This window comes from Allobosea sp. GW822-FHT03F07, from assembly GCF_058801345.1.
Map to the genome: position 1 here is coordinate 1 of NZ_JBXAND010000001.1, position 22,551 is coordinate 22,551.

At 65.2% G+C, this 22,551-nt stretch carries 21 protein-coding genes and 2 pseudogenes; 6 read left to right on the forward strand and 17 right to left on the reverse strand.

Going from position 1 to position 22,551, the window contains the following annotated elements:
- Positions 1-225 precede the first annotated feature (225 nt).
- Entirely contained in the window at positions 226-1,851 is a 1,626-nt protein-coding gene (groL, locus tag AC1RMY_RS00005) for a chaperonin GroEL (protein ID WP_492861890.1), read from the reverse strand.
- Positions 1,852-1,920: 69 nt separating this feature from the next.
- Positions 1,921-2,235, reverse strand: coding sequence for a co-chaperone GroES (gene groES / locus AC1RMY_RS00010; protein ID WP_492861891.1), 315 nt, complete (start codon positions 2,233-2,235; stop codon positions 1,921-1,923).
- Between the two features lie 257 nt (positions 2,236-2,492).
- Here groES and AC1RMY_RS00015 point away from each other — a divergent pair, with 257 nt between their 5' ends.
- Positions 2,493-2,762 carry an usg protein gene (locus tag AC1RMY_RS00015; RefSeq protein ID WP_492861892.1) on the forward strand — a complete coding sequence of 90 codons (270 nt, stop codon included), beginning with the start codon at positions 2,493-2,495 and terminating at the stop codon, positions 2,760-2,762.
- A gap of 12 nt (positions 2,763-2,774) precedes the next feature.
- Positions 2,775-3,428, forward strand: a pseudogene (locus tag AC1RMY_RS00020) (transposase); the annotation flags it as partial.
- A 144-nt stretch (positions 3,429-3,572) separates the two neighbouring features.
- Here the strand turns inward: AC1RMY_RS00020 and AC1RMY_RS00025 are convergent.
- Complete coding sequence (locus AC1RMY_RS00025; RefSeq protein ID WP_492861893.1) at positions 3,573-5,642, reverse strand: ATP-dependent helicase; 2,070 nt, start codon at positions 5,640-5,642, stop codon at positions 3,573-3,575.
- A 161-nt stretch (positions 5,643-5,803) separates the two neighbouring features.
- Between AC1RMY_RS00025 and AC1RMY_RS00030 the strand changes: the two genes are divergently transcribed.
- The gene (locus tag AC1RMY_RS00030; RefSeq protein WP_492861894.1) at positions 5,804-6,214 is read left to right on the forward strand and encodes a LysR substrate-binding domain-containing protein; all 411 of its coding nucleotides are present in this window, start codon (positions 5,804-5,806) and stop codon (positions 6,212-6,214) included.
- A 327-nt stretch (positions 6,215-6,541) separates the two neighbouring features.
- Here AC1RMY_RS00030 and AC1RMY_RS00035 read toward each other — a convergent pair whose 3' ends face one another.
- The 6 genes from AC1RMY_RS00035 to AC1RMY_RS00060 are packed head-to-tail and all read right to left on the reverse strand — an operon-like array spanning position 6,542 to position 12,627.
- Complete coding sequence (locus tag AC1RMY_RS00035) at positions 6,542-7,726, reverse strand: acetyl-CoA C-acetyltransferase (protein WP_492861895.1); 1,185 nt, start codon at positions 7,724-7,726, stop codon at positions 6,542-6,544.
- A gap of 45 nt (positions 7,727-7,771) precedes the next feature.
- Entirely contained in the window at positions 7,772-8,752 is a 981-nt protein-coding gene (locus AC1RMY_RS00040) for an aldo/keto reductase (RefSeq protein WP_492861896.1), read from the reverse strand.
- Between the two features lie 32 nt (positions 8,753-8,784).
- Positions 8,785-9,636: an alpha/beta fold hydrolase gene (locus tag AC1RMY_RS00045; RefSeq protein ID WP_492861897.1), complete on the reverse strand. Its 852-nt coding sequence runs from the start codon at positions 9,634-9,636 to the stop codon at positions 8,785-8,787.
- Positions 9,637-9,664: 28 nt separating this feature from the next.
- The gene (locus AC1RMY_RS00050) at positions 9,665-10,666 is read right to left on the reverse strand and encodes an NADP-dependent oxidoreductase (RefSeq protein WP_492861898.1); all 1,002 of its coding nucleotides are present in this window, start codon (positions 10,664-10,666) and stop codon (positions 9,665-9,667) included.
- 17 nt (positions 10,667-10,683) lie between these two features.
- A complete protein-coding gene (locus AC1RMY_RS00055; RefSeq protein WP_492861899.1) occupies positions 10,684-11,778 on the reverse strand; it encodes an alkene reductase in 1,095 nt (364 codons plus the stop codon).
- 60 nt (positions 11,779-11,838) lie between these two features.
- Positions 11,839-12,627, reverse strand: a complete 789-nt coding sequence (locus AC1RMY_RS00060; protein WP_492863524.1) for an SDR family NAD(P)-dependent oxidoreductase — start codon at positions 12,625-12,627, stop codon at positions 11,839-11,841.
- 111 nt (positions 12,628-12,738) lie between these two features.
- Here AC1RMY_RS00060 and AC1RMY_RS00065 point away from each other — a divergent pair, with 111 nt between their 5' ends.
- From AC1RMY_RS00065 to AC1RMY_RS00075, 3 genes and pseudogenes are all read left to right on the forward strand, one after another.
- A complete protein-coding gene (locus tag AC1RMY_RS00065) occupies positions 12,739-13,308 on the forward strand; it encodes a TetR/AcrR family transcriptional regulator (protein ID WP_492861900.1) in 570 nt (189 codons plus the stop codon).
- Positions 13,309-13,429: 121 nt separating this feature from the next.
- Positions 13,430-13,762 carry a winged helix-turn-helix domain-containing protein gene (locus AC1RMY_RS00070; RefSeq protein WP_492861901.1) on the forward strand — a complete coding sequence of 111 codons (333 nt, stop codon included), beginning with the start codon at positions 13,430-13,432 and terminating at the stop codon, positions 13,760-13,762.
- 60 nt (positions 13,763-13,822) lie between these two features.
- Positions 13,823-14,166 (forward strand): annotated as a pseudogene (locus AC1RMY_RS00075) (FCD domain-containing protein).
- A 254-nt stretch (positions 14,167-14,420) separates the two neighbouring features.
- Here the strand turns inward: AC1RMY_RS00075 and proX are convergent.
- The 8 genes from proX to AC1RMY_RS00115 all read right to left on the reverse strand — a co-directional run bounded on the left by proX (position 14,421) and on the right by AC1RMY_RS00115 (position 22,513).
- Complete coding sequence (gene proX, locus AC1RMY_RS00080) at positions 14,421-15,461, reverse strand: glycine betaine/L-proline ABC transporter substrate-binding protein ProX (protein WP_492861902.1); 1,041 nt, start codon at positions 15,459-15,461, stop codon at positions 14,421-14,423.
- A gap of 79 nt (positions 15,462-15,540) precedes the next feature.
- On the reverse strand, positions 15,541-16,488 hold the full coding sequence (locus tag AC1RMY_RS00085) for an ABC transporter permease (protein ID WP_492861903.1): 948 nt from the start codon (positions 16,486-16,488) through the stop codon (positions 15,541-15,543).
- Entirely contained in the window at positions 16,485-17,654 is a 1,170-nt protein-coding gene (locus AC1RMY_RS00090; RefSeq protein ID WP_492861904.1) for a quaternary amine ABC transporter ATP-binding protein, read from the reverse strand. The genes AC1RMY_RS00085 and AC1RMY_RS00090 overlap by 4 nt, the downstream gene beginning before the upstream one ends.
- Positions 17,655-17,721: 67 nt before the next feature.
- Positions 17,722-18,036 carry an NIPSNAP family protein gene (locus AC1RMY_RS00095; protein ID WP_492861905.1) on the reverse strand — a complete coding sequence of 105 codons (315 nt, stop codon included), beginning with the start codon at positions 18,034-18,036 and terminating at the stop codon, positions 17,722-17,724.
- Positions 18,033-18,878, reverse strand: a complete 846-nt coding sequence (locus AC1RMY_RS00100) for an alpha/beta fold hydrolase (protein WP_492861906.1) — start codon at positions 18,876-18,878, stop codon at positions 18,033-18,035. The genes AC1RMY_RS00095 and AC1RMY_RS00100 overlap by 4 nt, the downstream gene beginning before the upstream one ends.
- A gap of 5 nt (positions 18,879-18,883) precedes the next feature.
- Entirely contained in the window at positions 18,884-19,969 is a 1,086-nt protein-coding gene (locus tag AC1RMY_RS00105; RefSeq protein ID WP_492861907.1) for an LLM class flavin-dependent oxidoreductase, read from the reverse strand.
- Between the two features lie 34 nt (positions 19,970-20,003).
- Complete coding sequence (locus AC1RMY_RS00110; protein ID WP_492861908.1) at positions 20,004-21,515, reverse strand: aldehyde dehydrogenase; 1,512 nt, start codon at positions 21,513-21,515, stop codon at positions 20,004-20,006.
- The gene (locus AC1RMY_RS00115; RefSeq protein WP_492861909.1) at positions 21,512-22,513 is read right to left on the reverse strand and encodes a flavin reductase; all 1,002 of its coding nucleotides are present in this window, start codon (positions 22,511-22,513) and stop codon (positions 21,512-21,514) included. The genes AC1RMY_RS00110 and AC1RMY_RS00115 overlap by 4 nt, the downstream gene beginning before the upstream one ends.
- Positions 22,514-22,551: the final 38 nt, after the last annotated feature.

The window sequence follows — 22,551 nt, forward strand, 5'->3', positions numbered from 1 at the left end:
CATAATGGCTGCGATGATCCAGAAATCCTCCCTTCCCGAAAACCCCTAAATGGTCTCAAGAGCGCTGACGCCGGACATCCGCCCATGCCTTTTCAAGAGCGGCCTCGGCACGCGCTAGGTCGATGGGATCGGTCAGCGATGAAAAAGGCATGGCTTCCTCTTGGCATGCCTAGGAGATTGCGGCGTTGGGACAGGGCACCGCGGAAGCCGCGGCGCCCTCGATGCTCAATAATCCATGCCACCGGTGGGCATTGCCGCTGCAGCTTCCTTCTTCGGAAGCTCCGCGATCATCGCCTCGGTGGTGATCAGCAGCCCCGCGACCGATGCCGCGTCCTGGATTGCAGTGCGCACGACCTTAGTCGGGTCGATGATGCCGGCCCTGACCAAGTCGCCATAGGTGCCCGTCTGCGCGTCGTAGCCGTGGTTGTAATCGGCCGCTTCCAGCAGCTTGCCGATCACGACCGCGCCGTCATCGCCGGCATTGTCGACGATCTGTCGAGCCGGGGCGGTGATCGCCTTGCGGACGATCTCGATGCCGGTCTTCTGGTCGTCATTGCCGGCCTTCAGGCCGTCCAGAGCCTTGACGGCGCGCAGCAGGGCGACGCCGCCGCCCGGCAGGATGCCCTCTTCCACGGCCGCGCGGGTCGCGTTCAGGGCGTCGTCGACGCGGTCCTTCTTCTCCTTGACCTCGACCTCGGTCGCGCCGCCGACACGGATCACCGCGACGCCGCCGGCGAGCTTGGCCAGGCGCTCCTGCAGCTTCTCACGGTCGTAGTCCGACGTGGTCTCCTCGATCTGCGCCTTGATCTGCGCGACCCGGGCCTCGATCTCCTTCTTCTTCCCGGCGCCGTCGACGATCGTGGTGTTCTCCTTCTCGATCCGGACCTTCTTGGCGCGGCCGAGCATGTTGAGCGTCACGTTCTCGAGCTTGATGCCGAGATCCTCGGAGATCGCGGTGCCGCCGGTGAGGATGGCGATGTCCTCGAGCATCGCCTTGCGGCGGTCGCCGAAGCCCGGCGCCTTCACCGCGGCGATCTTGAGGCCGCCGCGAAGCTTGTTGACCACGAGGGTGGCGAGAGCCTCGCCCTCGACATCCTCCGCCACGATCAGCAGCGGCTTGCCGGTCTGCACCACGGCCTCCAGCAGCGGCAGCATGGTCTGCAGGCCCGAGAGCTTCTTCTCGTGGATGAGGACATACGGGTCCTCGAGCTCCGCGATCATCTTCTCGGAGTTGGTGACGAAGTAGGGGGACAGATAGCCGCGGTCGAACTGCATCCCCTCGACGACGTCGAGTTCGGTCTCGGCGGTCTTGGCTTCCTCGACCGTTATGACGCCCTCGTTGCCGACCTTCTTCATCGCCTCGGCGATCATCTCGCCGATCGCGCGGTCGCCATTGGCCGAGATCGTGCCGACCTGCGCGACCTCCTCGGAACCCGTGATCTTCTTGGAGTGCTCGCCGAGCGACTTCGTCACCGCCTCGACGGCGAGATCGATGCCGCGTTTCAGGTCCATCGGATTGATGCCCGCGGCGACCGCCTTGGCGCCTTCGCGGACGATCGCCTGGGCCAGGACCGTGGCGGTCGTGGTGCCGTCGCCGGCGGCGTCGTTCTGCTTCGAGGCCACTTCGCGCACCATCTGGGCGCCCATGTTCTCGAACTTGTCGGCGAGCTCGATCTCCTTGGCGACGGTGACGCCGTCCTTGGTGATGCGCGGCGCGCCGAACGACTTCTCGATCACGACGTTGCGGCCCTTCGGACCGAGCGTCACCTTCACAGCGTTGGCCAGGGTATCGACGCCGCGCAGCATCCGCTCGCGGGCGTCTTGCGAAAACTTGACGTCTTTCGCAGCCATGATTCCTCACTCCTTCAGACTTGAGGTTTCAGGTTGATGGACAGATTTGCGACTGGGAGCAGGCCCCGATCAGGCGGCCTTCTTGAGAGAGGCGGTGGTCTCGACGACCCCCATGATGTCGGACTCCTTCATGATCAGGAGATCCTCGCCGTCGATCTTCACCTCGGTGCCCGACCATTTGCCGAAGAGCACACGGTCTCCGACCTTCACCTCGAGCGGCACGAGCTTGCCCTGCTCGTCGCGGGCGCCTGCCCCGACGGCGACGATCTCCCCCTCCTGCGGCTTCTCCTTGGCGGTGTCGGGGATGATGATCCCGCCCTTGGTCTTCTCCTCGGCGTCGATGCGCTTCACGACGACGCGGTCATGTAGTGGCCGAAACTTCATGAGTTCCTCCGTTCATGTCGGTCACAGGTCAAAGCAGGCGACGCCCTGGCGGCGCGGCTGAGGAACCGCGGCGCCCTGCGGCACGTTCGCCCGCGCGATGATTTGGTTTCGCCGATTTCGCAGTTCAAGAGGCCGGCAGCACTTTTTTCGATCGAGTGCTAACAGCCTGAAAAGGCAGCGGAAACACAACCTTTCGGCTTGCGCCCGCGTTGAAAATGCGCTGCCATCGCAGTGCTGTAACCACGGAGCGGAAAGGCATGGCTTCAAGCGACTTCGCCCGCCAGATCGCGGGCTATGGACTGACCACCGCAGGCATTCTCTACCGGATGCCCGACCACCCGGCGATCCTGCAGGAATATGTCTGGCAGGACTACGACCTCGCCCCGCGCTTCCCCGAGCTCAACAAGTTCCTCGCCTTCTGGCAGGCCAAACTCGACGGCAAGCTGTTCCGCATCACCGTGGCTCATAAGGACCTAATCGGCCCCGCCGACCTCAGTGCGGTGAACGGCGAATTCCGACTGCAGTAAGGAGGAGATTGGAAGGCGCATGACCTCACCCCCAGCCCGGCCTACACCGTCATCAAGGCGGCGTCCGAGTTCAAGGACAAGACGACGGCGCCCAACCAGCTTTGGCAGACCGACTTCACCTATCTGAAGATCACCGGCTGGGGCTGGTCCTATCTCTCGACCGTCCTCGACGACTTCTCGCGCTATCTCGTCGCCTGGAAGCTCTGTGCCACGATGCGCGCCGACGACGTCACCGCCACGCTCGATCTGGCGCTGGCGGCATCGGGGCTCGACCGGATCACGGTCGCGCACCGGCCGAGGCTGTTGAGCGACAACGGCTCGTCCTACATCTCGGCCGACCTCGCGACCTGGCTCGACGGCAAGGGCATGCAGCATGTTCGCGGCGCGCCCTACCATCCCCAGACGCAGGGCAAGATCGAGCGCTGGAACCAGACCCTGAAGAACCGCATCCTGCTCGAGAATTACTATCTGCCCGGAGATCTCGAACGGCAGGTCGCCGCCTTCGTCGAGCATTACAATCACGACCGCTATCACGAGAGCCTCGGCAACCTCACGCCCGCCGACGTCTACTTCGGCCGTGGCCAGGCCATCCTCACCGAACGCGAAAGGATCAAGCGCCTGACCATCCAGAAAAGACGCTTGCAGCATCAGTTGCAGGCCGCATAGCCTCAAACCCAGATGAGCCAGAGCCTCCGTTCCTGAGAAACGAAAACGGTCTCAAATCATCTGACGGCGGACATGTTGTAGGTCGCAGGGGCATCGGTCATACGGCGACCAACCGCGACATCGCCGAGCCGTCGGAGTTTCGCGCTATCGCCACATGCCCCGCATTTGGGCCCGGATGTCGATCCTAGGGCCCGAGCTCGCCGATCGGCCTGGATCGGCGACGGCCTGCGGCCACTGGCAGCGCTCGAAGTGCTCGAGCATCGCGTTCGGGATGAAGCGCGTGCGGTTGGCATAGACGTGGCGGTCGCCCGTCGACGACTGGCCGTGCGTGAAGAAGCGTTGCGGCACCAGGAGCCTCAGGTCATCCTTGGCGCGGGTCATAGCGACATAGAGCAGGCGCCGCTCTTCCTCGATCTCCTCCGACGTGCCAATCCCGAGGTCGGAGGGAATGCAGCCATCCACGACGTTCATCACGAAGACCGACTTCCATTCCTGCCCCTTGGCCGAATGGATCGTCGAGAGGACCAGATAGTCCTCGTCGAGCAGGGGCACGCCGGCCTGATCGCTGGTGGCGTCAGGAGGGTCCAGCGTCAGCTCGGTCAGGAAGCGCTCGCGAGACGGATAGCCGCCGGCGATCTGTTCGAGCTGCACGAGATCGGCCTGGCGCGTCGAAGCATCCTCGTGCATGCGCCCGAGATGCGGCTCATACCATCGCCGCGCCCGCTCGATCTCCGCCGGCCAACCGGCGCGCCCCGAACGGAGCTCGGTGACGGCGCCGACGAAGCCCGACCAGTCGTCGCCCGCGCGAGGCGGTGCGGGGGCATCGGCCAGCCCTTCGGCGAGATCGGCGGCCGTCCCGACGTGATCGAGCACGCGCTGGGCCGATGTCGGCCCGACACCGGGCAGCAATTGCAGCACGCGGAAGCCGGCGACACGATCTCGCGGGTTCTCGACGAAGCGCAGCAGGGCGAGCAGGTCCTTCACATGCGCGGCGTCGAGAAACTTCAGGCCGCCGAATTTCACAAAGGGAATGTTCCGCCGCGTCAGTTCGATTTCGAGCGGGCCGCTGTGATGCGAGGCGCGAAACAGCACGGCCTGCTGCTTCAGCGTCGAGCCGCCCTCGCGATTCTCCAGGACCTTCTCCGCGATGAAGCGGGCCTGGTCGGCCTCGTCCCGGACATGGACCAGTTGGGGTCGGGCCCCGCTCGCCCGATCGGTCCAAAGGTTCTTGGTGAAGCGTTCCGCGGCGAGGTCGATGACCGCGTTGGCGGCTGCGAGAACGGCGCTGGTGGAGCGGTAGTTCTGGTCGAGGGTGACGACCTCGGCTGCCGGTGTGAAGGCGGCCGGAAAGTCCAGGATGTTGCGCACTGTCGCAGCTCTGAACGAATAGATCGACTGGGCATCGTCGCCGACGACGGTGAGCCCCCGGCCGTCGGGCTTCATCGCGAGCAGGATCGAGGACTGCAGGCGATTGGTGTCCTGATACTCGTCGACCATGACGTGATCGAAGCGACCGCCGATATTCGCAGCGATCGCGGGTACGGTCATGGCCTGGGCCCAGTAGAGCAGCAGATCGTCGTAATCGAGGACGTTCTGCGCCTGCTTGGCTTCGACATAGGCGGCGAACAGCTCCTTCAACTCGGCGGCCCAGGCGACGCACCAGGGATAGGAGCGCCCCAGCACGTCCTCGATCGGCTGCTCGGCGTTCACGCAGCGCGAGTAGATGGCGAGGCAGGTGCCCTTGGTCGGAAAGCGCGCCTCAGTCTTCGAGAAACCGAGCTCGTGCCGGACCAGATTCATCTGATCGGCGGCGTCCTCGCGGTCATGGATGGTGAACGCCGGGTCGAGGCCAAGCTGCTCGGCCTGATCGCGCAGGATGCGTGCGCCGATGCCGTGGAACGTCCCGGCCCATGTCAGCGCATCCGCGAGCGCGCCGGCTCCGTTGCCGAGCACCTTGCGCGCAATCCGTTCGACCCGCTTCGACATCTCGGCGGCGGCGCGCCGGGAAAAGGTCATCAGCAGGATGCGGCGCGGGTCGGCACCGCTGACGAGGAGATGGGCGACGCGGTGCGCCAGTGTGTTGGTCTTGCCCGAGCCGGCGCCGGCGATGATCAGCAATGGCGGCGCCGGTGCCGCTCCGCCGCCATGCGTTACCGCCCGCCTCTGCGCCGGGTTCAGGGCATCGAGATAGCGAATCGGTGTGACAGCGTTCATGCAACGCTGTTCTACCTTGGTTCTCACGCGCGGTCGCCCTGTCAAATGATGTGGCGGGCAACGCGGCGGCCACAGCGACAGGAAGGCGGACGATACATTCCGCCCTCCCGTAGCACTCCTGAAGCCTGTCAACGGGCGAAGAGGTCAATTCCGTCATCGCGATGACGCCCGCCCAGCATGGCCGCGAGATAGGCAGCGGCGGCCCCGACGAGCAGGACAGCCGCCGTTATAAAGGCGACGATCACGCCAGTCTTGCGTGCCTTCTCAGCCTTCAGCATGAGGATGATGAATTGAGCGTACGCGTGAGTCCCATTTTGCGGACGAATAATGCGCAGGTGCTGATTGCCTCGTTGTGCGACGGTCGCGGTGTCGGGCCAGTGCAGCATCCCCTCGTGGCTGATGATCTCGCTGCGGGGCGGCTGGTTCGTGTGCTGCCCGGCTACAATATCAAGTCGACAGAGGCATTCCTGGTCTATCCATCGGTGCGGTACATGCGTCCCGTGATCAGGGCGTTCACGGATTTTGCCATGGCTCGCCTTCGCGCCGTCGACGGCATCAGCGCCACCGCCTGAAGGCGCCAGTTGCAGACATTGGCTACTGGCCTGGAAGCCGACTTTCGCAGCCGGGTGCATAAAGTCAGATCCCGAACCATTCCGAATCCTGACAAGTCCGCTCACGCGAGTTCTGGCTCGCAGGACGGGCGACGATTGCGGATAGGGCGAATTTCCAAGGACCCTGTGGAGCTCCTTCATAGCTGGATGCCATACATCACAAGACGTGAGCCATAGACGATCCAAGCGGCACGGCTGTCCGGCGCAAAGCCAACCGCCCATTGGCTCGCGCTAGGGCTGGGTATCTCGTGCAGCACCTCGCCCGAACTCATGGAGATGCTTGCGCAATCACAGTGCTTCGAGTGCGAGCGCAATGCCCTGGCCGCCGCCGATGCACAGGGTGACGATGCCCTTGGAAATGCCGTCGCGCCGCATCGAATGGAGGAGCCGTGTGGTCAGGATCGCACCGGTGGCGCCGATTGGATGCCCGTGGGCGACGGCCCCGCCTTCCACGTTGACGATGTCCTCGGGCAGGCCAAGCTCCTGAATGATCGCGAGCGGCACGGCGGCGAAGGCCTCGTTGATCTCAATGCGCTCGATGTCGCCAAGGGTCCACCGGGCTTTGTCCAGCGCCTTGCGGATGGCCGGAACGGGGCCGAGACCGAAGAAGCCCGGCTCCAGGGCCGCGACTCCATAGCCGGCGAGACGCGCCATGGGCTCGACGCCCTTCGTCTCCGCGAAGCCGCGCTCGGCGACGATCACCGCAGCCGCCGCGCTGTTCAATCCCGGCGCGTTGCCGGCCGTGATCGTGCCGTCCGGGCGGAAGGCGGGCTTCAACCGGGCGAGCGTCTCGATCGTGGTATCTGGCCGTGGCGCTTCATCGGTCACGAAACTTTCCGTTCCCTTGCGCCCCTTCACTTCGACAGCAACGATTTCATCCGTAAACCGGCCGGCCTCGCGGGCGGCGGCGAAACGCTGCTGGGAGCGTGCGGCGAAGGCATCTTGCGCCTCGCGCGTGATCTGGAGCTTGGCGACGAGATCTTCCGTGTGCCAGCCGGAATGCTCCCCGGAAAAGGCATCGTTCAGTCCGTCGGTCAGCATGCTGTCGAGGATTTGGGCCGGTCCCATACGGTAGCCCCAGCGTCCGCCGTCCATCAGATAAGGCGCCCGGTCCATATTCTCCATGCCGCCCGCGATCGCGGCATCGCTGTCGCCCGTGGCGATCTCGAGTGCTGCCGACAGGATCGCCTGGGCGCCTGATCCGCAGACACGGTTGACGGTGAGCGCCGGAACGGACACCGGCAGACCGCCGCCAATGGACGCCTGCCGGGCTGGATTCATCCGGTTGCCGGCCTGGATGACATTGCCCATCACGACCGAGCCGATGTCGTCGCCGGACAACCCGGCGCGACGCAGCGTCTCGCGGATGGCGATGGCACCAAGTTCGGTGGCGGGCACCCCCTTCAGCGTGCCGTTATAGGCCCCGATCGCGGTGCGGACGGGATGGGCGAGGACAATTTCAGGCTTGCTCATGTCGGATCTCCTCTCAGGCCGCGCATGCGGCTTTAAGCTCCTGTGTCAGGCAACGGCGCGCGTCGTCACCCGAGGCGGAGCACCCGCGGGCGCGCTGGCCGCATCGAGGCGCGCGATCTGCTCTGCCGAGAGCACCAGCGCCGCCCCGCCCAGATTGCTCTCCAACTGGTCGAGGGAGCGGGGCCCTATGATCGGCACTGCGCCATGCGTCATGGCCCAGGCGATGGCGACACGATCGGGACTGCTGCCGGTCTCCTCGGCGACTTGCAGCACCGCGTCGATGGTGGCCGTGCGTCGCGGCGTGTTCTCGGCCTGAAAGACGCGGCCGCCAAAACCTTCGGCACGCCCGGTCTCGCCCTTGCGATACTTGCCGGTCAACACGCCGCCGCCCAGCGGCGACCAGGTAACGGCGCCGATCCCCAGCGCGTCGCAGGCGGGGATTAGGTCGCCTTCAGGCTCGCGATGCACAAGGCTGTGCTCGAACTGCGCGGCGGCGATCGGCACGGCGCGCGTCAACTCGGCCAGGGTCGCCGCGCGCGCCAGCCGCCAGGCCGGGAAGTTGGAGAGGCCGGCATAGAGGATCTTGCCGGCGCGCGCGAGGTCGTCGAGGCCGCGCACAATCTCTTCCATCGGCGTCAGGCCATCGGGATGATGCACCCAGTAGAGGTCAACGCGATCAGTCTTCAGCCGTCGCAGGCTCGCCTCGACCGAGGCGACCATCGCCCTGCGGCTGTTGCCCGTCACCAGCCGGTTGGCGTTCGGCACGGCGCCATTGGTGAACTTGGTGGCGAGCACGAAATCCTCGCGCCGGCCTTCGAGCGCCTTGCCCAATATCTCTTCAGATTGGCCGAACTGATACACGTCGGCAGTGTCGATGAAGTTGCCGCCTGCCTCGGCGTAGGCGTCAAGAATGGCGATGGCGGTTTCGGGTTCGGCGCCGTAGCCCCAGCCCGTGCCGAAATTGCCGGTGCCCAGCGCAAGCCTGGAAAGCTGAAGGCCGGTCTGGCCGAACGTCGTATGGTCCATCATCTGTGTCCTTGTCGGGGGAGGCCCGCCTGTCAGCTGGCCAGGAACGCCTTGGCCTTCGCCAGGAAGGCCTCGTGATACTGGAAGATGCCGCCATGCCCGGCGTCGGGATAAATGACGAGCTCGGCGCCGGGGATACGGCGCGCCATCTCGGACGAGTTCACGCTCGGCACCATGATGTCGTGATTGCCGTTCGCCACGAGGACGGGCGTGCGGACGGCCTCCAACTTCTGAGGCGCCTGGAGACCCCAGGCCTTGATCGCCTTCAACTGGCGCAGGAAAGCAGTCAGCGAGACCGCCCTGTCACGATCCCGCGTCCGCTCCTTCAATCGTGCAAGGAACGCGGAGGCCGCTCGCCTGCCTGCCGCGCTCGACGTGAAAAAGAGATAGAATTTGGGATCGCGAAAGGTCAGCAGCCCTTTGATGATGAGTGGCCACGACACCGGACCGACCCGCGCTATCCCGGTTCCGCCCGCAGGGCCCGTGCCGGCGAGGATGGCTCGGCGGACGAGATCGGGCGCGTCGAACAGGATCTGCTGCGCGACGAAGCCGCCGAGTGAGAAGCCGATCAGATCGACCGATTTCAGGCCAAGTGCACGGATCGTGGCGATCGTGTCGCTGGCCATTTCGGCTATGGTCAGCGGCGCTGCGCCATCCGACATGCCGATGCCGCGATAGTCGAGCGCGAAGACAGGTCGATCCGCCGCCAGACCCTCGACGATGCGGGGATCGAAATTGTCGAGGTTCGCGCCCCAGTGATTGAGCAGCACCACCGGCATACCGGCATCAGGTCCGAGGCGGCGATAGGCGAAGCGCGTGCCGGCAGCCTCGACACGTTGGTTGGGCGTCGTCTTCCAGTCTGCGCCGCCGATATGGGGAGCCATGATGGATTCCTTCTCCTGGGAGATCGCGTCACTTGAGCGTGACGACGACCTTCCCCTTGGCGCGACCGGTTTCGATGTAGGCCAAGGCCTCGTTCAACTGATCGAAGGGGAAGACCCGATCGAGGACCGGACGGATCGTGCGGTCCTCGATGAGCTTCGCAATCCGGCCGAGTTGCTCGCCGTTGGCGCGCATGAACAGGAACGAGTAGTCGACACCCGCGCGCTTCGCCTTGCTCCGAATGCCCGCGCTGAGCAGGCGCACGACAAGCCGAAGCACGACATTCAGACCCTGTGCACGGGCAAACGCGGGATCGGGCGGGCCGGAAAGGGAGATCAGCTTCCCGCCGGGCTTCAGGATCTTGAGCGATTTTTCCAGCGTCGCGGCATCGAGGCTCGCGAGGACGACATCGTAGTCCGACAGTTCTTCCTCGAAGTACTGGCTGCGATAGTCGATGACGACATCCGCCCCCAGCTCCCTCACCATTGCCGCGTTGGCGGCGCTCGCCGTCGTCGCGACGGTGGCGCCGAGATGCTTGGCGAGCTGGATGGCGAAGGTGCCGACACCGCCCGATCCGGCATGGATCAGCACCTTTTGCCCCGGCTTGATCTGAGCGTGCTCGACCAGCGCCTGCCAGGCCGTCAGCCCGACCAGCGGGATCGATGCGGCCTCCGTCATCGAGAGATTGGCGGGCCTGAGCGCAAGATCGTCTTCCTTGACGGCGATGCGTTCGGCGAAGGTGCCGATCCGCCCGTCGCGCGGTCGCGCATAGACCGCATCGCCCGGCTTGAAGCGCCGTACATTCGCACCGACCGCCACGACGGTCCCGGCCAGATCATGGCCCATCACGAGCGGTGGCTTATAGGGTAGGATCAGCTTGAACTCGCCGTCCCTTATCTTGGAGTCGAGCAGGTTGAGACCGGCGGCCTCAACCTCGACCAGCACATCGCCGGGACCGGGCTCCGGCTCCGGCATGTCACCGAGACGCAGCGCCTGTTTCTTGCGGTACCGATCGAGGATGAAGGCCTTCATGATACTGTTCTTTCGGATCAGGCGTCAGCTGGGACCGTGGCGGCCGGATAATCGGTGTAGCCCTCGGGGCCGCCGCCATAGAGCGTGGCGGGGTTGAGCTGGGCGAGGGGCGCGCCGCCTTTCAGGCGTTCGACAAGATCGGGATTGGCGATGTACGGGCGCCCGAAGGCGAAAAGGTCCGCCGTACCGTCCGCCAAATGCGCGTTGGCGAGTTCGACGCCGTAGCCGTTGTTGGCGAGATACGTATTGCGGAACGCCTTGCGGAGCGCGCCAAAGTCGAACGGCACTGCGTCGCGCGGGCCGGCTGTCGCGCCTTCCACGACGTGGATATAGGCAATACCGAGCCCGTCGAGCTTTTCGACGACGTAGCCGTATTGCGCTTGCTCATTGCCCGACAGCACGGATCCACCTGCGGGCGAGACCGGTGAGAGTCGGACACCTGTGCGCTCAGCGCCGATTTCCTTCACCACGGCTTCCGTGACTTCGATCAGCAGCCGAGCTCGGTTCTCGATCGAGCCGCCATAAGCGTCCGTGCGGACATTCGCGGTCTCCCGCAGGAATTGGTCGAGCAGATAACCATGGGCGCCATGCAGCTCGACCCCGTCGAAGCCCGCCTCGATCGCGATGGCCGCCGTTTGACGGAACGACTCAATGACACCGGGGATTTCGTCCAGTTCCAGGGCGCGCGGCTCCGACACCTCGGCGAAGCCGTTGTTCACGAAGGTTTTGGCCTCGGCGCGGATCGCGGACGGCGCAACGGGGGCCTTCCCGCCATGAAGGTCGACATGGCTGATTCGGCCGACATGCCAGAGCTGGACGAAGATGCGACCGCCTTTCGCATGAACCGCGTCGGTCACCTTGCGCCACTCTGCGACCTGTTCGGGCGTATAGAGACCGGGCGTGTCCTGATAGCCCTGTGCCTGCTCTGAAACCTGCGTCGCCTCGGTGATGATGAGGCCGGCGCTCGCCCGCTGCGCGTAATACTCCGCCGCGAACGGGCTAGGCACCAGACCCCCGCCGGCGCGGTTGCGCGTCAGTGGCGCCATCACGATCCGATTGGAAAGGGTCAGAGAGCCCAGTGTGTAGGGCTCAAACAGCGATTTGCTCATCATAAGGTCACCTTGGTTCGCCCCATGACACTGGGGCCGCTGTATCGATGGTTTGGTCACGTATCAGGCGATGGTGCGATAGCGCTCGGCCGGCCGTGCGTTTCCATAGTTCGGCAGCATCGCCTGGCGCGCCGCCTGGAGCGCGTCCCACTGACCGGCGTCGGGAAGCGGAGGGATCGTCACCGCCTCGCGGCGGTCGAAGCCGACCAGCGCGGCGTCGACGAGATCGCCCACCTCCATCACGTTGGACAGCGCGTTGACGTCGGCGCCGGCGTGCCCCCAGATTTCCGTTCTCGTGGTTGCCGGAAGCACCGCTTGAACATAGACGCCCTTCGGGCCCAGCTCGGCACTCAACCCCTGCGACAGGAACAGAACGAAAGCTTTAGTCGCGCCGTAGACGGTCATGCCGAACTCGGGCGCCAGGCCGACCACGGAGCCGATATTGACGATCGCCCCTTCGCCCGCCTTGGCGAGACGCGGGGCAATGGCGCCGGCAAGTCGCAAAACCGCGGTGGCATTCAGGGCGACCAGACGTGTCATGTCGTCGACGCTCTGCTCGATGAAGCTTCCACCGATGGCCGTTCCGGCATTGTTGACGAGGATCCCGATCCGAGCGTCATCGCGCAGCCGCGCCTCCACCCTTGCAAGCTCGGCAGGCTCGGCCAGATCAGCCTGGAGGATGTCGACGGACACATCGTGTTCCTCGCGCAGGCGAGCTGCCAGAGCCTCCATTCGCGCCGCGTTGCGGGCAACCAGGACGATGTCGTGGCCGCGTTTCGTGAAGCGCTCGGCATAGCCGGCTCCGATGCCTGTCGAAGCGCCGGTGATAAGAACGGACGGAAGCGCGGGCATGGGGTTGCTCATTTCGCGGACAAAACTTACATTCATGATAATCATCATGAATGACTCCAAATATGATATCCATCATGTTTATGTCAACGGGGCTGGCGGAGAATTTTCGAAATGAAGGTCAGTCGAGACCAGATGGCGAAGAACCGGCTCAGAATCCTGGAGATCGCCAGCCGGCTGTTCCGTGAAAAAGGGTTCGACGCGGTCAGCGTGGCGGAGGTGATGAAAGCCGCCGGGCTCACTCACGGCGGATTCTATGGCCATTTCGATTCCAAGGACGACCTCATCGCTCAGGCGCTGGCGCATGTCCTCGCGGCTGGCGAGGGCGGCGGCGGCGACCTGCGCAGTTATGTGGACGCCTATCTTTCACCCCGTCATCGCGACGACTGCGCCGGCGGCTGCCCGACGGCGAGCCTTGCCGCGACTGTCCGCCTTCAGAGCCCGGCGGCGCGCTCCGCCATGACGGAAGGCCTTCGATCGCAGATCGATCGTGCCAGCAAGGCGCTCCCGGAGTTGGATGCGTCGGACAGGCGCCGCGCGGCGGTCGGGAGCTTTGCGGCGATGGTCGGGGCCGTGATCCTCGCGCGGGCGGTCGACGATCCCATGCTTTCGGACGAGGTTCTGGAACAGACGCGTGAATGGATTATCGCAGGCATCGGCCCGCAGCATGCCAGCGTGAGATGAGCGTGTTCGCAGTCGCAGCAGGCGAACGATCTGAACTGATCCACCTCAAACGGTGATCGAGCCTTTCCGACGTTAGATCAAGCCTCACGCATATCAGCTCGGTTTGGTGGGATTATCGTCGTTGCAATTCCGTCTGCACCCTTTTCCGGGCATGCGCGACGCCCCCTGTCGTCAGTCCACCATCTGCGGTCACCTCGCTGCCCGCATCGCCTCCGGTGAGTATGCGGCGAACACACGGTTGCCCGGCGAGCACGATCTCGCGGCGCTTTACGGCGTATCTCGCCCTGTCGTTCGCGAGGCGCTGCGCCGTCTTCGCGACGATGGGTTGGTTTTCTCGCGCCAAGGCGCCGGCACATTCGTGCGGGGAGCGGACGCGGAAAAAGGCAAGGCGCTCGCTTTCGCACCGGTCGGCACCATCGCCGATGTGCAACGATGTTATGAGTTCCGGCTCTAGGTCGAGCCAGCCAATGCCTTTTACGCCGCGAAACGGCACAATGCCGCGGCGTTCTCAGCGATCGCCAGCGCACTCGAACTGATGTGCGATACCACCCGAGCTCATGGCTATCGGGAGGACGCCGACTACGCTTTCCATACGGCTATCGCCGAAGCTGCGAACAATTATTTTTCTTGTCTTCGATGCAAGCTCTCAAGGATCACATCAATGTCGGCATGAAGTTGCACGGTCTGTCGCTGCTCGGGCCTGCCGGAGGGCTGGCGGGCGTGCTGGATGAGCATGACGCGATCTTCGCTGCCATACGCGACCGCAGAGAGGACGACGCGCGCGATGCGATGCGCCGGCACATCAAGGGCTCATACGATCGTCTTTTCGAAGGCGAGGTGCTCGATCTGTCCATGTGAAGGATGTGTGAGTAGCGCCAACTGCCTGATTATTTGCCCGCCCCCTGTTGGTTGGAATTCTTTAGTACAGGCCCTTAGCCGTGCGCGTAGAACGCGCCGTAACCTGACCTTCGATAGCTGCCATAATGCGGACGCTCGTGGGCGAGCGGACGGGGTTGGTCTCTGGCCCCGAGATGCCTCCAGCAACCTTCCCTGGAGGCATCTCAAGCCGAGTAGGGCATTCCGAATGGGTGACGCTTCCTTTCCGATTGAGATTAGGCGGCGCCTCGGGCCTTGCTTACCCATCCGTCAAACGCAGCTTTGTTCTGGGCGATCCATTCGTCGGCCATGCGGTTGATGTTGGCGCTGCTGGCGCCATTCTTGTTGATGTTGAATTCCCAGGCCGACCAGGTCGCAAGCGGGAATTTGATCTGCTCGATCAGCGTCTTGATGGCCGGGTTGGCCGCGACGAACTGCTTGTTCGCGACAGAGGCCCAGTTCCAGGACGACATCGCCATCCGGCAGGGGTCAGCGCCGCCGGCGCAGCCCTTGACGCCGGGCACCAGTGCCGAACCGCGGTTCGGCACGTTCGGCGGCAGCGCATCCTCCGGCGTCGGCAACCAGACGACATCCTCGCCCGGGATCAGCGCATTGTTCACCCAGGACGGGCTCCAGGCATAGAAGAAGGCCGGCTCCCCGCGCTTCACGCGCGCCACCGCCTCGACCATCAAGGTCTCGTACTTGCCGCGTACCGAGCGAACGGTGTCCTTGAGGCCGAATTTGTCGAGTTGGAAGTCGACGACGTCGCCGCAGCTCCAGCCCGGATCGCAGTTGATAAGGTCCGCTCGCCCGTCCTTGCCGAACAGGGCGGCGACCTTGGGATCCTTCATCTGCGCGAGCGTGGTGATGTTGTGGGCGGTCGCGGTCTTCTTGTCGATGAGGTAGCCGTTGATGCCACCACCGACGATCATGCCACTGCCGAGCAGCTCGGCCTGCTTCTCGACCGCCCGGAAGGCGGGCTCGCGCTGGGGCATGTTGACGTCGGTGGCGAGATCGAGATCGCCCTGTCCAGCGGCCTGGAAGAACAGCGTCGTGTTGAGCGTCGAGATCTTCACCTCATAGCCGAGTTCCTTCATCGCACGGCTGATGATCTGGGCGGTCACGTAATTGGCGCCGAGGCTATCGCTCTGGGCGTAGCGCACGGTCTTGCCCTTGCCCGGCAGGGTCTGCGCGAAAGCCGCTCCCTGCAGGGTGACGGCAGCGAGCGCCGCCGCGGCAACGGTCTTGATAAACGGTCTGGCTGACAGGCTGATCATGACGTTCTCCTCTTCGGTTATGACTGGTCTTGTCCCCTGTCCGCCCTTTGCGGGCGGGTTCTTCGTCGAAATGGGTCGGTCAGGCCGCCTGTCGGCTGGCCTCCGGGGGCGGCGGCGCGGCGATCTCCTCGCGTCGCCCTCCCCGGAGGAACCGCGCCAGCACCTGAAGCAGCGGGGTGCGCTGGCCACGCTTCGGTTCGGCGAGCTTCTGGGTGATGCGGTCGAGCATCATCGCCAGCAGCACGATGGCGATGCCGCCCACTGCCGCGCGGCCGACATCGAGACGCCCGAGTCCCTGCAGGACGACCAGGCCGAGCCCTTCGGCCCCGATCATCGCGACGACGACCGACATCACCATCGCAGTCAGGACGGTCTGGTTGAGGCCGCCGAGGATGGTCGGGATCGCGAGCGGAAGCTGGATCTCCCAGAGGAGCTGGCGGCTGTCCGCGCCGAAGGCGAGACCCGCCTCGACGATCTCATGCTCGACCATGCGGATGCCGAGATTGGTGAAGCGGATCAGCGGCGGTGCGGCTGCGGTCACGACCGCGACCTCGCCCGGCACCGTGCCGACGCCGAACAGCATCACCACCGGCACGAGGTAAACGAAGGTCGGCGTCGTCTGCATGATGTCGAGGATCGGGCGGACCACGTTCCAGACCCGGTCGCTGCGGGCGCAGAGGATGCCGATCGGAATGCCGATCACCGCGCAGAACACGATCGCGGTCGCGATCAGCGAGAGCGTCGTCATCGCCTCGGACCAGACGCCGAGCATCGCGATAACGATCAGCGAGACGACACTGAAGATGGCGACGCCCCTGCCCGCGCTGCGCCAGGCAATCAGGCCGATCAGCAGGAGCATGGCGGGGAACGGAATCGCGTGCAGGACCCAGTCGTTGAAGCCGAGCAGGCTTTCGACCGGCCATTTGATCGCCTGGAACAGCGGCCGCAGGTTCAGCGCGAGCCAACGCACCCCGTCCTGGATCCACTGGTCGACCGGGAAGATCGCGAGATCGTCAGCCTTGATCATGGGGCTTCTCCCGGGCTCGGCAGATTGGCGATGCGGGCGAGGATCTGCTCGGCCCCAAGCAGCCCGACGAGCCTGCCGCTGTCGTCGACGACACCCATGGCGCGACCGGCGCGATAGCTGCGCGCTACGTCGACGAGCTTGGCGCCCTCGGGAACGCAGAGATGAGGGCTGCGCCCGGCCGGCAATTCGCCGGTCTGCTGCAGCGTGGCGATCTCGGCCTCGTTCAGCCCCGCGACGACCTGCTCCTGCTGGTCGAGCAGGAAGCCGCCCTCGGCGCTGCCGACCACGATGCCGGCCGGGCCGCGCCAGAGTTCAGCCGGCGGCTTCATCACCGAGCGTGCGTCGAACAATCGCGCCCGATCCACCTCGCGGGTGAAAGCGGCAACGTAGTCGCTGCCGGGCTCGAGAACGATTGATTGTGGCGTGCCCTCGCGGACGAGCTTGCCCTCCGACATGATCGCGATGCGTGTGCCGAGCTTCAGCGCCTCCTGGAAGTCATGGGTGATGAACAGAATGGTCTTGTTGAGCGTGCGTTGCAGCCGCAGCAGCTCGTCCTGCATCTCGGTGCGGATCAGCGGGTCGAGCGCGCTGAAGGCCTCGTCCATGATCAGCATGTCGGCGTCGGTGGCGAGCGCGCGTGCAAGCCCGACGCGCTGGCGCATGCCGCCCGACAACTCATGCGGCAGGTGATAGCCCCAGCGCGCGAGCCCGACGACGGAGAGGACCTCCTCGGCACGCTTGCGACGCAGGGCGGGAGCGACGCCACGCAGCTTCAACCCGAACTCGACATTCTCGATGACGCGCTTGTTGGGCAGCAGCGCAAAGTGCTGGAACACCATCGACATCCGCGTGCGCCGGACCTCGCGCAGCGCCTTCTCGGAGAGCGGTACGATGTCCTGACCGTCCAGCAGGATACGCCCGGCGCTCGGCTCGTTCAGCCGGTTGACGCAGCGCGCGAGCGTCGACTTGCCGGAGCCAGACAGGCCCATGATCATGTACATCGCGCCGGATGGGACGCTGAGCGAGACGTCATCCAGCCCGACCACCTGACCGAGCTTTGTGGAGACGCTGTCCTTCGTGCCGCCGCCACGCAGAAGCTGCAGCGCCGCGGTCGGGTCCTTGGTGAAAACCTTGTAGAGGTTTTCGATACGCAGCCTTTCGCTCACCGCTGTTCCCCTTCTGGTTGTTATCGCGGGGCGGCCTTCGGCCTTTTCTCCCGAGAGCGCCGCGCCGTCAGCGCAGCGGTGAAAAGTCGGTCGGCAGCAGGATCTTGTTTTCGGCCTGCTCGATGTTCTCCGAGAGCTTCGGCAGGAAGGCCTGCCAGCGCGGATCATCCATGAGCTGCTGGCGGCGGCGACGGCGGTCCTCCAGATTCTCATAGGCCCAGAGATGCGTGACCTGGCTCAGCGCGCCGATCTCGGTGGTGAAGTATCCGATGAGCCGGCCGAGGATCGGCTGCTGGATTGCGAGCCCCTCTTCGCGGACGAGCTGCAGATAGCGGCCCATCTTGCCCATGCGGATGCGATAGATGCGCTCCTCGACGATCACGCGCGGCTCCCCTCGTCGGCTTCGGTGAGAAAGTCCCGCATCAGCGCCGCGACCTGATCCGGAGCCTCGTTCAGCAGGGAATGGCGCAGCCCCGGCAGGATGTGCAGCCGGGAGCCCGGGATGCGCTCATGCATGTAGCGCGACATGCGCGGGTTCGAGCCCAGGTCGTGCTCGCCGGTGGCGATCAGCGTCGGCAGCCGGATCTGGTCGATCAGCCCGCCGAAATCGGTCTCGGCCAGGACGCGATAGGCCGAGGCGTAGCAATCGGGATCATTCTCTGCATTGCGGCGCCGAAGCTCCGCAATCAGTTCGGGATTGCGCGCCTGAAAGTCCTCGGTCAGCCAGCGCGACAGCGAAGCGTCGTAATGCGAACCGCGATCGCCGGCCTTGAGCGCGGCGAGGCGCGCCAGCACGCGCTCGCGCTCCTCGTCGGTCCGCCCCGAGACCGTCGACAGCAGCACGAGCCGGCGCAACCGCTCAGGATGGGTCAGCGCGAGGCGCTGGGCGATCAGACCGCCGAGCGAGAAGCCGGCGAGATCGAAGCGGCCGAAGCCGGCATGATCAGCTAGCGTCAGCACGTCCCCGGTGAAATCGTCGATCTCGTAACGGCCCTTGACCCGGTCCGAGCGTCCATGCCCGCGCAGATCGAAGCTCAGCATGCGGAAGTCGTCGGACAGCCGCGCGATCACGCCGTCCCAGGCTTCGCAGTACGAACCGACGCCGTGCACCAGCACGAGCGGCCGACTGCCGGAGCCGTTCAGCCGGTAGTTCAGCGCGACGCCGTCGCGAACGAAGATGCCGTTCACGTTAGGCGACTGCGCCAGGATCACAGCTTCGGTCATCGGCGTCAGGCTCCGATGGCAGCGAGGCGCGGCCGGGCGGCTTCGCGTTCGCGGGCGGCGAAATGCGGCATCACCTCGTCGATGAAGAGCCTGAGCGTCCTGACCTGCAATTCGAAGGGCAGGTTGTAGGAGAGGCCGAGGCAGAACTGGTCGACGCCGGCGGCCTCGTAGACCTCGAGCTTGGGGATGACTTCGTCGGGCGTACCGAAGACGAGGTTGTCGCGGATCGCCTTGGGATCGTAGTTGCCACGATTGGCGACGGTCTCGAACGGCACGGCCTCGGGGAAGCCATTCGTCACCGTGCCGATATTCTGCATCAGGTTTTCGAAGTAGCGCCCGTAATCGACGCTGTAGCGGACGATTTCCTGCCAGTCCTGCCGGCCATCGTAGACGCAGGTGCGCCGCTGCATCATGAATTTCGGGCGCGGTCTCTCGGGATGATCGGCGCAGGCCTTGCGGAATTTTTCGGCGAGCACGCCGATCTCAGCCACGGGGGCCGCGAGCGGCGTCGACAGGATGCTGGCGCCGACGCCGACGGCCCAGTCGAACGTGCCGGGATCGCGCGCCGCGACCCAGATGCGCGGATGCGGCTTCTGCAGCGGCTTAGGCACCGAGGTCGCGAGCGGGAACCGCCAATACTGACCGTCATGGGCGTAGTCGCCGGCCCAGAGCTTCTGAACGGCCGGGACGAGCTCCTTCATATAGGCGACGCCCTCCTGCTGGGGCATGCCGCCGGCCATGCGGTCGAACTCGTATTGGTAGGCGCCGCGCGCGATGCCGAATTCGAGACGGCCGCCGGTCAGGTGGTCGCAGAGCGCAGCCTCCCCCGCGAGCCGGATCGGCGACCAGTAGGGCGCGACCAGCGTCGCCGTGCCCAGCCTAATCCGGCTCGTATGCTGGGCGAGCCAGCCAAGCGTCTGAAACGGGTTCGGCGAGATCGTGCATTCGATGGTGTGGTGCTCTGCGGTCCACAGCGTCTCAAAGCCGCCCTCGTCCGCCATGCGGGCCAGCGCCAGCATGTTGGACATGGCATCCTGCATCGATTCATTGGGCGAGAAGCGCTCCATATTGATCGAGAGAGCGAATTTCATGTCTTGCCTCCGTGCAAATATGCGGGACAGCGCATCAGCGCAGGCGGATGACGAACGGGTCCTGCATGGCGCCCGAGTAGTCGATGACGACGTTCTTCAGGCGCGAGAACTCACGCATGACCTCGAAGCCGCCGCGGCGGCCGTAACCGCTCTTCTTCGTGCCGCCATTGGCGGACATGAAGGCGGCGGAGCGATAGGTGTTGATCCAGACGGTGCCGGCCTCGACATTGCGGGCGAAGCGCATCGCGCGGTCGATGTCGCGGGTCCAGATGCCGGAAGCGAGGCCATATTCGCTGTCATTGGCGAGCGAGATCATCTCCTCCTCGCTCGAAAAAGGCACGACGCCGACGACCGGTCCGAAGATCTCGTTGCGCATGAAGGTCATGTCGTTGCGCGCTTCGGTCAGCACCGTCGGCTCGTAGTACCAGCCGCGCGCCAGCGCCTCGTCCTGGGGCTTGCGGCCGCCGACGGCGACTTTCGCTCCCTCGCGCACGCCGGAGCCGACGAAGTGCTCGACCTTATCGAGCTGCGCCGCCAGCGCGAGCGGCCCGATATCGGTGTCCTCAGCCATCGGATGGCCGACCCTGACGCGTTTCGTGCGCTCGACCAGTGCCTCGACGAAGCGCTCATAGACCGGCGCCTCGACGAAGCAGCGCGAGCCGGCGACGCAGGTCTGCCCCGCTGCGGCGAAGATGCCGGACACGACGCCGTTCACTGCGCGCTCGATGTCTACATCCGAGAACACGACATGAGGCGACTTGCCACCCAGCTCCATCTGGCAGGGCACGAGATTGCCGGCCGCATTGCCGGCGATCTTGCGGCCTGTGTCGGTCGAGCCGGTGAAGACGTATTTCGCGATGCCGGGATGGCGGGTCAGCGCATCGCCGGTCGTGACGCCGTCGCCGGTGACGACATTGACGACGCCCGGCGGGATGCCAGCCTCGATCACCAGTTCCGCCAGTGCCAGCGCCGAAGCCGTGGCGTGTTCGGAGGGCTTGACCACGATCGTGTTGCCGATGGCGAGGCAGGGCGCCAGCGTGCCGGTCAGCATCATCAGCGGCGAGTTCCAGGGGATGATCATCCCGACGACGCCGATCGGCTCGCGCAGGTTGAAGTTCAGCGTGTCGAGCTTGTTGACCGGGATCGTGTCGCCCTGGAGCTTGTCAGCCATCCCTGCGAAATAGCCGTAGGAGTCCGGGATCGCCCGCATCTGGGCGCGCATTTCCTTGATCAGCTTGCCGTTGTCGCGGCATTCGAGCTGGGCCAGTTCTTCTGCATGGGCGAGCATGAGGTCACCGAGCCGGCGCACAAGCTTGCCGCGATCGGTCTGCGTCATCCTCCGCCAGACCGGGTTGATCAGCGCGGCGCGAGCGGAGCGGACGGCCGCATCGACGTCGCGCGCATCGCCCAGCGCAAATTCATACCAGGGCTCGGCCGTGGTCGGATCGTAGCTCGGCGCGTAGACGCCGCTTTGCGGCGGGACAAACGCGCCGTCGATGAAATGCCCGATGCGCGAGCCCTGAAGGGTTTCGACCGTCGTCTTCATGATGCGCCGCCGCGCTCCCAGAGTTGCGGAATGCCGGCCCAGGGCCGGGTGTCCTCGACCATCGCGAAGCGCCCGCCATCATGGGAATCGATGTAGATGCCGAAGCGGCGTCCGCTGCTCTCGCTGACATAGCGGCGCAGCACGCTGCGGGTTTCTCGCGTCAGGATCTGCTCGTAGGGCAACTCGTCGAAGCCGAAGAAGCGCACGCCCTCGGGCAGGGAGATGCCGCCGGCGTCGCCGGCGAGCCGCGCCCGATAGACGAGATGGCCTGGATCGCCATCGGCGACGTCGAACACCGAATAGAGGAAGGTGTCTTCCGGCAGCAGCGGCAGGCTTTCGCCATTGGCCAGCGGCAGCCTTCCATCGAGAATGCGGCGCGTCGCCTGCGGCAGGGCCCAGCCGCCACCGCTTTCGCGGCAGAGCAGCAGCTTGCCATCCGACTCGACGAGGTAGTTCACGACCATGCTGCTCGAGGCGAGCCAGCCCGGCGGCAGAGGGTCCTTCACCGCCGCGTAACGTCCGCGGCAGAAGGCCAGCGGCGCCGAGGGGCTGGTGCCGAACGCCTGCACCTGGCCGATCAGTACGATATGGTCGCCGGCATCGACGCGCTGGTGCAGGCTGCAGTCGAACCAGGTCAGGCAGTCGCCGAGGACAGGCGCGCCGGTATGGACGCTGTCAAAGGCGACGTCGGCGAATTTGTCAGGCGATTTGGAGGCGAAGAGGTTGGAGAGATCCTTCTGATCCTCCTGCAGCAGGTTGACCGCGAAGCAATCTGCCCTGTCGAAGGCCGGAAAGCTCGATGCCCCCTTGCCGACACAGACCAGCAGCAAGGGCGGATCCAGCGAGACGGAGGTGAAGGAATTCGCCGTCATGCCGCGCGGGCGGCCATCGGCGTCATGCGTCGTGATGATCGTGACGCCGGTCAGGAAGGTCCCGAAAGCCCGCCGCAGCGCGACGGGATCGATCGTGGCAGAGTGTTCGGGGGCCGTCGCCAGCATGGCGATCCTCTTCGGTGCTTGTCACCAGTGAGGACGAG

Coding starts and splice junctions, on each gene's coding strand:
- groL (WP_492861890.1), bottom strand. CDS start 1,851: ATGGCTGCGAAAGACGTCAAGTTTTCGCAAGACGCCCGCGAGCGGATG.
- groES (WP_492861891.1), bottom strand. CDS start 2,235: ATGAAGTTTCGGCCACTACATGACCGCGTCGTCGTGAAGCGCATCGAC.
- AC1RMY_RS00015 (WP_492861892.1), top strand. CDS start 2,493: ATGGCTTCAAGCGACTTCGCCCGCCAGATCGCGGGCTATGGACTGACC.
- AC1RMY_RS00025 (WP_492861893.1), bottom strand. CDS start 5,642: ATGAACGCTGTCACACCGATTCGCTATCTCGATGCCCTGAACCCGGCG.
- AC1RMY_RS00030 (WP_492861894.1), top strand. CDS start 5,804: ATGACGCCCGCCCAGCATGGCCGCGAGATAGGCAGCGGCGGCCCCGAC.
- AC1RMY_RS00035 (WP_492861895.1), bottom strand. CDS start 7,726: ATGAGCAAGCCTGAAATTGTCCTCGCCCATCCCGTCCGCACCGCGATC.
- AC1RMY_RS00040 (WP_492861896.1), bottom strand. CDS start 8,752: ATGGACCATACGACGTTCGGCCAGACCGGCCTTCAGCTTTCCAGGCTT.
- AC1RMY_RS00045 (WP_492861897.1), bottom strand. CDS start 9,636: ATGGCTCCCCATATCGGCGGCGCAGACTGGAAGACGACGCCCAACCAA.
- AC1RMY_RS00050 (WP_492861898.1), bottom strand. CDS start 10,666: ATGAAGGCCTTCATCCTCGATCGGTACCGCAAGAAACAGGCGCTGCGT.
- AC1RMY_RS00055 (WP_492861899.1), bottom strand. CDS start 11,778: ATGATGAGCAAATCGCTGTTTGAGCCCTACACACTGGGCTCTCTGACC.
- AC1RMY_RS00060 (WP_492863524.1), bottom strand. CDS start 12,627: ATGCCCGCGCTTCCGTCCGTTCTTATCACCGGCGCTTCGACAGGCATC.
- AC1RMY_RS00065 (WP_492861900.1), top strand. CDS start 12,739: ATGAAGGTCAGTCGAGACCAGATGGCGAAGAACCGGCTCAGAATCCTG.
- proX (WP_492861902.1), bottom strand. CDS start 15,461: ATGATCAGCCTGTCAGCCAGACCGTTTATCAAGACCGTTGCCGCGGCG.
- AC1RMY_RS00085 (WP_492861903.1), bottom strand. CDS start 16,488: ATGATCAAGGCTGACGATCTCGCGATCTTCCCGGTCGACCAGTGGATC.
- AC1RMY_RS00100 (WP_492861906.1), bottom strand. CDS start 18,878: ATGACCGAAGCTGTGATCCTGGCGCAGTCGCCTAACGTGAACGGCATC.
- AC1RMY_RS00105 (WP_492861907.1), bottom strand. CDS start 19,969: ATGAAATTCGCTCTCTCGATCAATATGGAGCGCTTCTCGCCCAATGAA.
- AC1RMY_RS00110 (WP_492861908.1), bottom strand. CDS start 21,515: ATGAAGACGACGGTCGAAACCCTTCAGGGCTCGCGCATCGGGCATTTC.
- AC1RMY_RS00115 (WP_492861909.1), bottom strand. CDS start 22,513: ATGCTGGCGACGGCCCCCGAACACTCTGCCACGATCGATCCCGTCGCG.